12 protein-coding genes are annotated in these 13815 nt (G+C 59.7%); 4 read left to right on the top strand and 8 right to left on the bottom strand.

Translation table 11 applies throughout. The features are described 5' to 3' along the window. Positions 1–41: 41 nt before the first annotated feature. The 4 genes from QBL02_RS08785 to QBL02_RS08800 form a co-directional block, all read right to left on the bottom strand. Positions 42–2270, bottom strand: a complete 2229-nt coding sequence (locus QBL02_RS08785; RefSeq protein ID WP_282726040.1) for a heavy metal translocating P-type ATPase — start codon at positions 2268–2270, stop codon at positions 42–44. Between the two features lie 150 nt (positions 2271–2420). Further along, positions 2421–2909 (bottom strand): GNAT family N-acetyltransferase, encoded by a 489-nt coding sequence (locus tag QBL02_RS08790; RefSeq protein ID WP_282726041.1) that lies wholly within the window; start codon positions 2907–2909, stop codon positions 2421–2423. Positions 2910–2959: 50 nt separating this feature from the next. Next, positions 2960–3280 (bottom strand): XRE family transcriptional regulator, encoded by a 321-nt coding sequence (locus QBL02_RS08795; RefSeq protein ID WP_282726042.1) that lies wholly within the window; start codon positions 3278–3280, stop codon positions 2960–2962. 72 nt (positions 3281–3352) lie between these two features. Next, positions 3353–4522 (bottom strand): helix-turn-helix domain-containing protein, encoded by a 1170-nt coding sequence (locus QBL02_RS08800; protein ID WP_282726043.1) that lies wholly within the window; start codon positions 4520–4522, stop codon positions 3353–3355. 212 nt (positions 4523–4734) lie between these two features. On the opposite strand from QBL02_RS08800, the gene QBL02_RS08805 reads away from it, so the two are divergent. The 3 genes from QBL02_RS08805 to QBL02_RS08815 are packed head-to-tail and all read left to right on the top strand — an operon-like array spanning position 4735 to position 9166. Next, positions 4735–6252: a sodium:solute symporter family protein gene (locus tag QBL02_RS08805; protein ID WP_282726044.1), complete on the top strand. Its 1518-nt coding sequence runs from the start codon at positions 4735–4737 to the stop codon at positions 6250–6252. A gap of 2 nt (positions 6253–6254) precedes the next feature. After that, entirely contained in the window at positions 6255–7514 is a 1260-nt protein-coding gene (locus tag QBL02_RS08810; RefSeq protein ID WP_282726045.1) for an amidase family protein, read from the top strand. After that, positions 7511–9166, top strand: a complete 1656-nt coding sequence (locus QBL02_RS08815; protein ID WP_282726046.1) for an amidohydrolase — start codon at positions 7511–7513, stop codon at positions 9164–9166. The genes QBL02_RS08810 and QBL02_RS08815 overlap by 4 nt, the downstream gene beginning before the upstream one ends. A 37-nt stretch (positions 9167–9203) precedes the next feature. Here QBL02_RS08815 and QBL02_RS08820 read toward each other — a convergent pair whose 3' ends face one another. Then, positions 9204–9572, bottom strand: a complete 369-nt coding sequence (locus tag QBL02_RS08820; RefSeq protein WP_282726047.1) for a hypothetical protein — start codon at positions 9570–9572, stop codon at positions 9204–9206. 49 nt (positions 9573–9621) lie between these two features. Then, a complete protein-coding gene (locus tag QBL02_RS08825; protein WP_282726048.1) occupies positions 9622–10077 on the bottom strand; it encodes a DUF3817 domain-containing protein in 456 nt (151 codons plus the stop codon). A gap of 122 nt (positions 10078–10199) precedes the next feature. On the opposite strand from QBL02_RS08825, the gene QBL02_RS08830 reads away from it, so the two are divergent. Further along, a complete protein-coding gene (locus QBL02_RS08830; protein WP_282726049.1) occupies positions 10200–11576 on the top strand; it encodes a M20/M25/M40 family metallo-hydrolase in 1377 nt (458 codons plus the stop codon). Positions 11577–11580: 4 nt separating this feature from the next. On the opposite strand, the gene QBL02_RS08835 is transcribed toward QBL02_RS08830, so the two are convergent. Both QBL02_RS08835 and QBL02_RS08840 read right to left on the bottom strand, forming a co-directional pair. Continuing rightward, the gene (locus tag QBL02_RS08835) at positions 11581–12834 is read right to left on the bottom strand and encodes a hypothetical protein (protein ID WP_282726050.1); all 1254 of its coding nucleotides are present in this window, start codon (positions 12832–12834) and stop codon (positions 11581–11583) included. A gap of 106 nt (positions 12835–12940) precedes the next feature. Further along, the gene (locus tag QBL02_RS08840; RefSeq protein WP_282726051.1) at positions 12941–13720 is read right to left on the bottom strand and encodes an IclR family transcriptional regulator; all 780 of its coding nucleotides are present in this window, start codon (positions 13718–13720) and stop codon (positions 12941–12943) included. Positions 13721–13815: the final 95 nt, after the last annotated feature.

A 13815-nucleotide genomic window follows, 5' to 3' on the forward strand; every position in this document is an offset into this window, starting at 1 on the left:
GCAAATTCGGCCCTCTTTTGTTTTGATTTCTCGCCTGCTACTTAGCCGTTGAGTACCGCTTTGGTGGTTGACTCTGGGCGCAAATCGAGACGGCGCAACAGCTGAGCGTTGAGCGCGACCACGATGGTCGAGAGCGACATCAGCACAGCGCCCACCGACATTGGCAGCACGAACCCGATCGGTGCGAGCACGCCGGCAGCGAGTGGCACGGAGATGAGGTTGTAGCCTGCAGCCCACCAGAGGTTCTGTTTCATCTTTCGATAGGCAGCCCGTGAGAGTTCGATGACCGAGAGCACGGAGCGAGGATCATCACTCGCGAGAATCACGCCAGCCGATGCGATCGCAACGTCTGTTCCCGCGCCAATCGCCAGGCCGACATTTGCTTGCGCTAGTGCTGGGGCATCGTTGACGCCGTCGCCGACCATTGCGACGGTGCGCCCTTCTGCCTGCAGTTCTTGCACCTTTGCGGCTTTGTCTTCAGGTCGAACGCCAGAGTACACGCGATCAATTCCAAGCTCTTGTGCAACCGAGTGCGCCACTGCTTCGGCATCGCCCGTGATCATTACAACCTGCACGCCGAGTTTGTGCAGCGCATCGACGGCTTCGCGAGATTCTGTGCGGATCTCATCAGCCAGTTTCAACGCGCCAATCACTTCTCCGTTCAGAATTACGTGCAGAATGATCGCCCCGTCTGCGCGCCACTGATCGGCGACCGGCAACTCTGTTGCCTGTTCCTCAGTGAGCAGGTGGGGCCCGCCGACTCGCACGGTGTTGCTATCAATTGTTGCGGTAACTCCGACCGCGGGTGATGAGGTGAAGTCCCGGCTCGCCGGTACTGTGAGTTGCTTGCGTTCTGCTGCTCGCACGATCGCTCGTGCGAGGGGGTGCTCGCTGTCTGATTCGGCGGCTGCCGCCAGGGCGAGCACTCGGTCATCGTCACTATCGACGGCGAATACTTCGGTGACAGTTGGTTCGCCCTTGGTAAGGGTGCCGGTTTTGTCGAAGAGTACGGTATCGACGGTACGCATGCTCTCAAGGGCGAGGCGATCTTTTACGAGCACGCCGCCGCGCGCTGCACGCTCGGTCGCGATTGAGACAACCAGCGGAATGGCAAGCCCGAGTGCGTGCGGGCAAGCGATCACGAGCACGGTGATTGTGCGCACCACGGCATTATCGGGCAATCCTACGAGCGTCCACACGATTGCAGTAATTGCAGCTGCTCCGAGCGCGAACCAGAACAACCAACCGGCTGCCGTGTCGGCGAGGCGCTGGGCGCGTGAGGAGGAGTTTTGGGCCTCAGACACGAGTCGCTGAATACCGGCCAGGGTGGTGTCGTCGCCGGTTGCCGTGATTTCAACCCGCAGGCCAGAATCGGTCGCAACGGTGCCAGCCGTAACAACGTCGCCGATCCCACGCCCAACTGTTTGAGACTCTCCGGTCACCATCGACTCGTCCATTGAGGCCCGGCCCTCTACGATGCGACCGTCGGCGGGCACGCTGCCGCCGGGGCGCACCACGACTACGTCGCCGACAACAAGATCTGCGGGTGAAACCGAGACAACTCGGTCGCCCTCGATGCGTTCTGCCTCATCGGGAAGTAGTGCGGCGAGTGAATCTAGAGCTGATGTCGTTTGCGCGAGGGAGCGCATTTCGATCCAGTGGCCAAGCAGCATGATCACGACGAGTAGCGCGAGCTCCCACCAGAAGTCGAGCTCGTGGTGGATCAGGCCGAGGCTCGCACCCCAGGAAGCAAGGAACGCGACCGTGATGGCGAGGCCGATCAGTAGCATCATGCCTGGTTTTCGTGCGCGAATCTCTGAGACTGCGCCGACGAGGAATGGTTTGCCTCCCCAGACATACATCACGGTACCGAGCACTGGCGATACCCATGCGATGCCGGGAATTTCGGGGAGTGAGTAGCCGACAATCATCGCGAACATGCTTGAAAGTGCCACTGTCGGTATGGCGATCACCAGCATGATCCAGAACAATCTGCGGAATTGGGCTACGTGATCGCCGTGGCCGCTATGGCCGCCATGACCTGCATGGCCGGAGTGGTCGCTGTGGCTGGTTGGGTTTTCATGCTTCGTGTGAGCCTCGTGGCCTGCATGACTCTCATGCCCTGAATGCGTGGAGTGCCCCGTCTGCTGCATATGCGGTTCGCGCTGTTCGCTGACGTGGTGCTCCGTGTGGGCGTGGTGCCCTTCGTGCTCACTGTGTTCGCCACCTGTGTGCGATTCGTGCGTATTCGACTCACCCGATGCTGCCATTTCAGCCTCCACCCCTCGGCAAAACTCTGAGGGGTAGGTCAAGGCCCCTCAGGGTGTTGATGCTTCCAACGTATACCCGGAGGGGGTAAGTGGCAAGGGTGCAGAGTTCGCGATAGCTAACTGGTCGCCACTGGGTGAACGCCGGTCGAGCTAAACGAATTCAAGTACGTAGCTCTGCATGGGGTAACCGGCGGTTGGGTGGGGCACGGGCTCACCGAGGGCCACGAACCCCTGCCTGGTGTAGAGCTCAATTGCGCGGCTATTTACATCACGCACCTCGAGCAAGAGACGGGTGAATCCCGCCTGCTTGGTGTGCCTGATCGCATCGGCGAGCAGCGCGCGGCCAACTCCGCCGCCGGACCCTGCCGGATCGACGGCGAGATAGTGCAGCAACGCCGTTCCCGCCTCGGCTGGCACGGTCTCGACAAAAACAAAACCCTGCCGAGGGGAGGTCGCTACGCCAAAGTGCACGATCTCGTTTTCAAATGCATCGCGTACGCGCTGGCCCATGGTTTGTCGATCGACACTGCCATCGCGGGCTTCAAGCGCGCTGGTCCAGATATTGGCACAGAGTTCCACGTCTGCTGGCACCACGCCAGCTCGAATTGACGGTGCTGGGGGTGCTGCTGCTTCACTCATTTGTGCACAATATTACTCGTACCTTCGAAGCCAAAATGACGCGTTTTGGGTTACACGTCGTCATCGGCGGGTAGCCCGCCTTCGTCTTCCCAGGTCTCGATTTTTTCGACCTTGTCGGCCGAAAACTTTAGCCGCACTCCGTGGCCGCGCTTCTGCTCGCCGTCGGCAATAAACACCGCCCCGAGCTGTTCGAGAGCGGCCCGTAGGGCGGCCTGCTGATCCTCGTTCAGCGTGCCGATGCTCTTCTCAAAATCGCGAAGCTGCGCCTTGCTCAGGCCTGCCACACCAGCCGTGTGCGAGGCCGAGGTGCCAACGAGAGCCCGAGCTGCGCGAGCAAGATGTCCGGTCAGTTCTACAGTGTGCGTCTCCATGCTGCCACTCTTTCAGATGCCTGACCGAAACGAAAGGGATACCGCGCGGGCGCACAGATTCTTACAGCTTGTTCACGCCCAACCAACGACCAGTCGGGCCGCATCTGCCGGAATCGAAGGGTCAAGGCCAGTGAGCTCGGCAAAACGATGTAGGCGGTTGGCCACAGTATTGCGATGACAAAACAGCTCTTGCGCTGAAAGCACCACACTCCCGGTCGAGAGGTAACTGCGCACCGCTTCTTCTAGGCGGGAGCGCTCGCTCGGACCGCACTGTTCAAGTGCAGAGTTCACGTCATCGAGAATCGGATTACCCGCAGTAAGCAGGTGCTCAGCTGCGAGTCTCGCCCAGCCCCGTTGCCAGGTCATCGCTCCGTCTTCGCCCGGGCGCAATTGCCTGGCCAGGTCGCGTGCGGTGACCGAGGCACGTCGCAGCTCACCGAGTGTCTCGGCTTCGCTCACGCCAATCCTGAGTGCGGCAAGCTCAGCCAGCGGTGCCTCGGCTCGTGAGCCGGCTAGCGTGCCTCCGCGCCGAAACATTATCAAGCTATCGCCGAGGTGATGAGTGAAGAGCTGCACGCCATTTCGCTCGAGTGCGGCGACAGCCACACGAAGCGTCCCGATGTCTTCACCAATCGCGGCAACTACGATCAGTGGCTCATCGGCAATGAGGCCGAGTTCCCGAGCGATACGTGAGATGCCCTCTTCGCTGGGGACAAGATCTTGAAAGAGTGAAGCGATGAGACCGCGCCTTACCGAAGCTTCGTCTTCGCGCATTCGCTGTAGCTCACTTGCGTATGCTGCCTGAGCTTGACTGGCAAAAGCATCAACCGCGTTCAGGACAATGCCAGTGTGGCGAACAATCAGTTCGGCGTCAGCGGGCGTCGCGATAGCGGTGAGAGACTCCCAAAGCACTGCGAAATCAAGGCGAATCGCTGTGATCAGTGCGGCAATTGGTACTTCTGCACGAGCGCGAGAGACCCCGATCTCGTGGGCTATGGGAATTGCGCCGGGCAGTTCAGTGCCGCTGAGGCCGTCGATAAGAGCCTGAAAGGTGAGCCTGCCGGTGCGACGAATTTCGGCGAGAGGCACCGGTGACGGATCGTAACCTTGAATTGATGTCACCCGTTTGAGAAATGTCTCAGTGAGTGTCATTGGGTCAAGCTGAGCGAGCAGCCGGTGCCAGCGCGCGCTGTCGCCTGATTGCGGCTGCGCACGCAGGGTGGGGCGCTGCGAAGTGCTCATTTTGACGAGTATATGTGCTTATGCACAATTTTGAGCGAGAAAATGACGGCATTGGCCAGCAAAACATTGCCTAAGCCTTGAGATGCTGGTGAGTGCAATGTGGCGAGCGCTGCGAGGGGAAAATTGCAGACGTAGTAAAAATCCCTTCGCGGGGTCGTTGATGACCAGAGCTGCGACGTGCAATGACTTGACCGAGGAGGGTCTGAATACCTATGGATATGTGGATTGGATTTGCGGGCATCGCCCTCTTCCTGCTGCTCACAATCGCCGTCATGGAGCGGGGCCGCAAACGTTCTAACGACTTCGATGACTACGCCACCGCAGGCCGATCCTTCGGGCCGTTCTACGCCACGATGGCGTACGTAAACACCTTTCTGCCGGGCACAGTGTTTATCTCCTTTGCGGGTCTCGCAGCGCTGAGTGGCCTCGTCGGCTACTACCTCATGGCCTATGCCATGCTTGGTGTGCTGCTCATGCTTGCGCTGTCAAAGCCGGTTTTCCGCTGGGGCAAGCGGTTTAATCTCGGTACACAGTCAGACCTGCTTGCGCTGCGTTACCGCTCACGCGGAGTACGTATTGTCGCCTCGATTATCGGTATCGTTTCTACGATTCCGTGGATCGTGCTTGGCCTGCAGTCCCTCGCGCTGGTATTCGAGTTCATCTCTGGCGGAGTGGTCGGCCCGCTGCTTGCAATCGTGATTAGTATCGCCGTGATTGTGCTGCGTCAGATCTGGACCGTGCGCCACGGTATGCGAGGCATCATCGTCAGTGACATGGTGCAGGGCATCTTCGCCTACTTCATTGGCACCGTGATTGCGATCGGTCTGATTGTCGCGTTGCTCACTAACGGCCACGGATTTGGTGATGTGCCCGAGGGCTTCACCTCGCTTCGTGGTCCGGGCGATGCCTTCGGGCCGCTTTACGCAGTCTCGATCACCCTCACAGGAGCGCTTGGAACCTGGTGCTGGCCAGACATCTTCGTTCGCCTCTTCACCGTGAAGAGCACCCAGACGATCCGCCGCACCGCGGGATATGCAGCGCCACTCATGCTGATCTTCACCTTCTCGGTGCTCACCATGGCCTACCTCGCATCTTCAGATGAGCGCGTGGCAGCAGCGCCCGATCATGTCTGGTTCATTCTGGCCGGTGACGGCGGCATCCTGCTGCTCACCCTTGCCTGCATCTCGGTGATTGGCGCGACCCTGGGCAACGTCGGGGCAAACATTCAGGCCGTGGGCGCACAGGCAGCAAATGACATTGTTGGGTTGATTGGCCGTAAAGACAAGGTCGATGTTCGAGTGGCAAAGTGGGCAGTCGCGATTACCACCGCAATCTCGGCTGTGATCGCATTCGGCACACTTGGCTCGGTGTCTGGCCTGGTTGGTCTCGCCATGCTTTCTTATCAGGGCATTGTGCAGCTTGCTCCAACTCTTTTGATTGGCATCTTCTGGAAGCGCGCAACCGCAGCTGGAGCCATCTCGGGCATGATTGTTGGTTTTGCCCTCGCTGCGGTGCTGCAGGTGCTCTACCCTGCCGAGATTCCGTGGCTCGGTGGTCTCACTTCGGGCATCGTGGCAATGGCGGTCAACGCGCTGGTACTGGTAGTTGTCTCGTTGCTTCGCCCGCAGAACGGCAAGGAGCGCAGCCGAGTTGATGAGCTGTGGGCAATTACCGCGGCCGATGAGGATCCAAAAACCGAGCACATTGTGCTCACCGAGGAGACCGCATAACCATGTCTAAACGCTGGGTTCCCACCGGGGGAGAGCAGGCCTTCATCACTGAAGACGCGAAGCTGCCAACTGGCGACGGTGCACTCTCGCACTGGACTCTCGCGATCAAAGACAATATTGATGTTGAGGGCATGCTCACCACCGGTGGGACCCGGTATTTGGCAGATAATCGGGCGCACGAAGATGCCGAGGCCGTAGCGCGGCTGCGCGCGGCCGGCGCAACCATCGTTGGAAAAAGCAAGATGCACGAGCTCGGTCACGGCATTACGGGAGTGAACCCTAGCTATGGCAACACCGCGCATCCCGCTGATCCTCGGCGAACCGTAGGTGGTTCAAGCGGGGGCAGCGCACTCGCCGTTTTGCAGGAGCGTGTGCGCGCCGCACTCGGAACCGACACCGGCGGATCTGCGCGTATCCCAGCCGCGTTTACCGGTCTGGTCGGTTTTCGGCCCAGCGCCGGTCGTTACGCTGACGGCGGGGTGCTGCACATTTCGCCCACGAGAGACACCATCGGTGTGATCGCCACGAAGGTTTCAGATGTTCGTGTGCTCGATGCGGTGCTGAGCGCCGATGCGAATAACGCTGAGCCCGCCATGGGTCTTGCCGATCCACCGCGAATAGGTGTGTTGGCAGAAGCCCGAGACGGGCTCTCCGACGCGCTCCGTGAAGTATTCGATACGGGCCTTGAGCTGCTTGCGCAGGCAGGATGGCAGATAGTTCAGCTCGAAAATTCTCGTTCGTTGGATCGCTATTTCGAACTCGGCATCACCGTATTACGCGCGGAAACCATCGACGCCATCGCAGATTATCTGGCCGCTCACAATCGAGCCGGCACCGTTCACGAGTTGATCGCCTGCTCGGAGTCACCAGACGTCCGGGCAATTCTTGAGTTTGCTGTGCAAGAGCCGGTGAGCGAGGAGAATTACCGAGCAGCGCTTGAAGAGCTTGCCGTGCTCAGCAGCAGTTACCGCGAAGAGCTGCTAGCGCAGGGTGTGCAGGTGGTTGTTTACCCAACAACTTCGGTCGAACCGCCGCTGCTGACCGGCCCGGCAGACAACAATGTTGCCGAAGAACTTCGCAACACTGTGCTGCTATCAACCCCGGCGACTCTCGGAGGTACGCCCGCGATCTCATTGCCAAACGGCATCTCAGTGGCAACCGGCCTGCCAGCTGGCCTCACTTTTGAACATCTTGGCGGTGCTGACACCGCCCTCCTGCAACTTGCTGAAGCCGCAGAACTTCCGCTGAAAGGTATCTTGTGAAGCTCGATCTGATTGTTCGTGCCGCTGAGATTATTACGCTCGACCCAGCCCGGCCAACGGCACAGGCCGTAGGTGTACTGCATCACCGCATTGTTGGTTTTGATGAAGAACTCGATGGCATCGGTGCAGAACGTGAGCTAGATTTTGGTGCCGCAACTGCGACACCCGGTTTGATCGATGCACACTGCCACACCGCATGGTGGGGACTCAGCCTTGCGTCGGTTGATCTTTCTGCGGCGCGTGGCCTCGACGAGCTCTACCGGCTGATTCGCGCCGAGGTAGAGCGGCTTGAACGTTCGGGCGACAAGCAAGCCTGGGTGCACGCCACTGGCTTCAACCAATCGCATCACGGAGGCCAGCTGCCAGATATCGCGGTGCTCGACGAGATCACCGGCACTCGGCCGCTGTACATTCGGCACACTTCTGGCCATGCGTCGATCACTAATTCGGCGACTCTCGCCTTGGTTGGTGCGCTCGAGAGTGATTTCACCGACCCAGTGGGCGGCATAGTGGTTCGAGATGAGCAGGGCGCACCCACAGGCCTCATCGAAGAATCAGCACAGGGACTCGTTCAGGCTCTGCTTTTGCCCTACGCGCTTGAGCCGCTGGTGAACGCGATTGATGCTGCGACCAGCCGATATGCGGCCCAGGGCATTACCAGTTTCACCGAGGCAGGAGTGGGCGGCGGCTGGATCGGGCACAGTCCTATTGAAGCCTCGGTCTATCAGGCTGCCGCAGAGCGAGGAAAGCTACATGCTCGCGCGCAACTGATGCCGACTATGGATGCGCTTCGGCCAATTAGCGGGCACCGCGCCGATATGGCAGATGAGGGGCGAGGTATCGGGCTCGACCTTGGTATTCGAGCGGGTTTTGGGGATGATCTGGTGCGCTTCGGGCACGTGAAGGTGTTTCTTGACGGCTCACTTCTCGGTGCTACTGCGGCGGTGACCGAAGATTTTTGTGGGCATGAGCACAATGTTGGCTATCTGCTCGATGATCCAGCGAGTTATCGTGAGCGCGCGCTCGGTGCTTACAGTGCGGGCTGGCCGCTCGCACTGCACGCGATCGGCGACGCCGCTATTGATCTCGCGCTTGATCTGATTGCCGAGGCCCAAGAACACTACGGAAAGCTTGCCGCGCCGTGCCGTATTGAGCACTTCGGTATTGCTCGACCAGATCAGGTGGTGCGTGCCGGCGAGCTTGGCATTGCCGTCACGCCGCAGGCTGGGTTTATTGGCCCGGTTGGTGATCAGATGCTTGAGCGGGTTGGTGAGCATCGGGCCGATTGGCTGTATCGGGGGCGTTCGGTGATTGATGCCGGGATTCTGCTCGCGGGTTCTTCAGATTTGCCGGTAGCCGACAACAATCTGCGCCGAGGTATGCAATCTGCGGTGGATCGCCTGACTGATAGCGGTCAAGCGCTCGGCGCAGGCGAAGCTATTTCGAGTGAAGAAGCTTTGCGGACGCACACAGAATGGGCAGCAAAAGCGACCGGGCTTTTCGCAGATCGGGGGAGCCTCGAACGTGGAAAGCTCGCCGACTTCACGGTGTTCTCGGCGTCACCAATCACCGCTCCAAATATTGCGGAGCTCGACATCGTGGCGACGCTCGTTGGCGGCGAGCTCAGCTACGACGGGCGCGAATCGCAGTAGCGATTTATTCGCTGTCGGCCGCGTCTGTTCATACGATTTACAGGGCCACTAGCAAAGCAAAAATCGCAAGCGTCGCGGCTATGGGTGTCATCACGGCCCGCTCTTTACGTGAACGAGAAATAAGATTCAGCAGCGTTCCGAGTGCCATATAGGCAAACACTACCCACGCCGCGGGCACCGCGAATGACATTGGAAAAAGTTCAATCACGCCAGCTTTTGAGAGCAGGATGAGGGCTAGCAAGGCATAGACCAGAATGCTCACGAGCGAGCCGAGACGCAGCTTTTTCGGTAGCGATCCATCGTGCTGTCCGCCCCAGGCGTACGCACCGAGGGGTGCGCCGAGCGCGAGGGCGAGTTGAAAGGCAGCAAGAAGCGCGATACCTACGCTGAAAAGAATTGCGGGCACGTGACCATCGTAGTTGCGTGGCGCTGGATCACCAGGTCAACGGCCAGATTTACCCCTTGGGTACGGGTGGCCCGAGCCAAAGCAGCACAACGAACACGACAGCGACGGCGATGAAGAGCAGGCCGATAGCGAGCAATGGGCGGCGTAGCACCCAAGCTTGAACGTGCTCGATGAAGCCGCGAGGAGTGTCTCCGCCGGGGCGCAGACGCCACTCGCCAGCGAGTTTACCCTTGCGGTCGAGCACGATTTCAAAGGGCACAGTTGCGAACGGGATCACCGAGAGAGCGAGGCCGAGAATGCCGGTGCCCGCACCCCAACGCTGGTTCACCCACATAAATACGGTGACAACGCAGTACGACAGAAACACGAAACCGTGAATTCCGCCGGCGATTGACACGGCGCCGTCGGTGACACCGGTAGCGCGAAGCACCAGGGCGAGGATCAGCCCGGCCCAGGTGAAAGCCTCTGCCGTTGCAAAAGTGCGAAACAAAAGTCGGGGTGACATGGGGATCCTCTCGGAAGTCTCCCTCAACGCTACCGACACTCGTCTGTGAACTTGCTCGCTAATTTTGCGTGCCGCTCTGCTACCGAGTGATCACACTGCGCGCACCGAGGTACTCTGAGGTCATGCCGAGCAATGCCGCCATCGAACACCGCAGTGATTCAGCGACCGACGATCTTCTCAGCGACACCGTTGAGCTGCTGCAAGAACTGGTTCGGGCGGCCTGCGTGAACGACGGGACCGAGGCCTCCGGGCACGAAGTGCGTGGCGTGCGAGTGCTATTGCGATTTTTCGATGAAGAGATCGAGAGTGGTCGCCTCGACGCACAGGTGCTTGAGTCGGCGCCCGGCCGGGCCTCCCTCATCGTGCGGCTTCGCGGTAGCGACTCTGATGATCCGAGCGTTCCAGCGCTCGGCCTGCTTGGCCATCTAGATGTGGTTCCGGCTAGCCCCGAACGCTGGCAACGGGACCCCTTTGGTGGCGAACTCGTTGACGGTGAGATTTGGGGCCGCGGCACCGTCGACATGCTGTATCTCACCGCAGTATTCGCTGCTGTGCTGCGTGAGGCCGCACGCTCTGGGCAGTTACTCAGAGGCGATCTGGTGCTGCTTGCGGTGGCCGACGAAGAGGCTGGCGGCGAATACGGTTTGAAGTGGTTGCTGCGAGAGCATCCAGAGGTGGTGCGAGTTTCTGAGGCGCTCAGCGAAACCGGTGGCATGCGCCTTGGTGCGCACGTGGCGATCGACGTTGCCGAAAAAGGTTCGGCTGGTCGGCGGCTTGTTGTGCGGGGGATCCCAGGACACGCTTCAATCCCATTCGGTGCCGAGAGCGCTGCCGTTCGGGCCGGTGTGGTGTTGCAGCGACTAGCTCAGGTTGAGCCCGGCATTGAACTGGGGGAACTTTGGCGGCCCTTTGTCGCGGCCAGAATTGCTGATGCAAGTCTCGCTGAACGATTGCTTGATCCGGTGCGAGTTGATGGGGCGCTCGCTGAACTTGGCGGGATCGCGGGCTATGCTCACGCAATTTCGAGGGTGACGATTGCGCCGACTGTGCTGCGTGCTGGTAGCAGTCACAATGTGATTCCTGATGAGGCGCACATCGATCTTGATATTCGAACCTTGCCCGGAACAAGCGATACTCAGGTAGATGCGCTGCTGCGAGAGATGCTTGCAGATCAGGCCGAACAGGTTGAGATTCAACATCTCAAAGGCTGGCCAGCTACTGCCTCGCCTGCTGAGCACCCGCTCTTTGCTGCCGTGTGCAGATCTATCACCGAGACCGACGGCTCACCGGTCGTGCCGGTGATGGCAGCCGGCGGCTCTGACGCCAGGCTGTTCAGAATGGCAGGCGTACCCGCTTTCGGATTTGGTTTGCTCTCTGCAGAGTGGAGTTACGAGCGCTATCGGGAACGAATTCACGCACATAATGAGCGTATCGACGTCGCCTCGGTAGAGCTGACCCTTCGGGCTGCACGCTCGGTTGTGGCGCAGCGGCTGAGTTGAGCCTCTAGCCTCCGAAGAGCGCGCCAGGGTGCAAAAAGCGCCAGAAGAAATCAGGTGTGGCGATTGCTTCATCGGTCACCACACGAACTGAGCTTTCTCCGCTCGGACCGGTGGCCCGAATGGTGCCTGCCTCGGTACCGCGGGCTCCGGCGGTGACTCCGGTGAGCACGATGGTTCGTTTCACCGACTCACCTGGCACAAGGGCGACACTAAGGTCATCACTCGCGAGCAGGGCAACGTCTTCACCGGTCCAGGTGGTGACCTTGCCAATTCGTTCACCCGACTCAACTAGGGCGATGTTCTGACCTGACTCGGCCATTGCGGCAAGCACCGCCCGGGTATCTGCGGCGCGAGCTTCGCCGTCTGGGCGATCAAGTGTGACCGCAACGGCAACAAGTTCACGGCCGAGAACGTCCATTCGTTTTGCGGCGGCAAGACTGTAGCCGTTTGGAAAGGTTGTGCCAGTTTTTACGCCGATGACACCTGAATCAACAAGCAGGCGGTTTGTGGTTGTAATCTCGCCAAGGCCCGGAATGTCTACCGAGGATTGCGCAACAATCTCAGCGATGAGAGGGTTTTCCAGGGCAAGTTTTGCGAGACGCACAATGTCTGAAGGACTACCAACATTGTTGTCGGAGAGACCGGATGGCTCCTCGATATTGATGCTGTCGAGACCGTTGCGAGTAAGCCAGTCACTTGCCGCCTGGACGAAGGCATCGTTGCTGCCGAAGATCCATCGCGAATAAGAAATCGCGTAGTTATTTGCCGAGGGCACAAGGATCAGATCGAGCATCTGCCGAGTCGTGAGTTCGAGACCAACCGGTGCCGGTGCAAATGTGCCGTCTTGAGCGAGCACCTCGTCAATCAGGGCAGCATCAACATCGGTGACGGTGTACACCGGGCCGTCACTGCCAGCTTCTACCGGTGCCGCATCGAGGCCGACCAGCACGGTGACAAGCTTGGTGATGCTCGCAATGCGGTAGCTTTCTTCGCTGTTCGCCCACACTTGATCTTCACCAAACCAGCCGGTGGCGGCGGGCAGTGCCTGTGCGTCTACCGCTTGTTGAGCGAGCGATTGATCGGCCTGCACTTGCTTTTCGGCATCAACCGAAAGTGTCGCCTGCAACTCGGGCAGGGGGGCCGCGGCAACCGCTGCGCTGTACCCGCCGAGTAGTACTAGGGTGACGATGCCGCCCGCAGCGATTCTGCGTCGACGATACATCTTTCGTTTTGAATCAGAGAGAGAGCCGACAGTCACCTAGTCAGCATAGTCGCCAGAAATCTCAGCCGCAGATCGAGGCAAGTGCTGCGGCGTGTACGACACTTGTTGGGGTTCTTTGCCGGGTCGCGCCGGGTCGAGCAAGCTATCGCGATCCAGCGAGTGCCTTTGTGAGCCGATGCGCGTGCTGCAGCAGTAGCCGACCGAGTTCGACCTGACGTTCGGGCGAAAAACGGGGTTCGATGCCGGTCAAGCTGAGCGCCCACGCGGGCGAACCAGAGCGGTCGAAAACGGCGGCCCCCATACCCCAGCTGCCCTCAACAATGAGGCCGGGGTTGATCGCGTAACCTCTGGCTCGGGTCTCAGAAATGCGCTGACGCAGCTGTTCGGCCTCGTGTGCCGGGCCGTGATCTGCGGTGAGATCGTGAGTGGTGAGGTAGGCGTCGGCTTGTTCTTCTGGCAGGAAAGACAAAATCGCGAGGCCAGCGGAGGCGACTCCGAGCGGAAAACGTTTGCCCTCGAAAAGCACAAATGAGCGGATCGGAAACGAGCCGTCTTCGCGCAGTAGGCATACTGTCTCATTGCCTCGCCTGGCAGAGAGGAAAGCGCTTTCTCCGGTTGCTTCCGCGAGGGCAGCAATGTGGTCGCGAGCAAGCTCAGATATGTCGTAGCGATCTGCTGCAATCGCGCCCATCAGATAGAGTTCTGGCCCGAGAAGCCAGGCGCCACTGTGCTGATCGCGGTCCACGAACCCCTGCGCTGCGAGTGAGGCGAGCAGACGGTGAGCCGTTGGGCGGGAGATGCCTGTGAGCCGCGCTAGGTCGCTTGTGCCGGTGCCCTCTGGCATTTTGCTGCTGAGTGCCCGAAGTAGTGCGGAAATTCGCGCCACAACTTGCGCGCCAGCCATCGACTCTGATGCGTTCATAATGTGAACGTTACCTCATCCTCGGATCATAAGGCGAGCAATATTGCCAGCAGCGGGCCTCATTGTTGCCGTTTGTATATAAGCAAGAATACGCT

The sequence above is a fragment of the Leucobacter sp. UT-8R-CII-1-4 genome (genome assembly GCF_030010235.1).
In the GTDB taxonomy this organism is placed as follows: Bacteria; Actinomycetota; Actinomycetes; order Actinomycetales; family Microbacteriaceae; genus Leucobacter.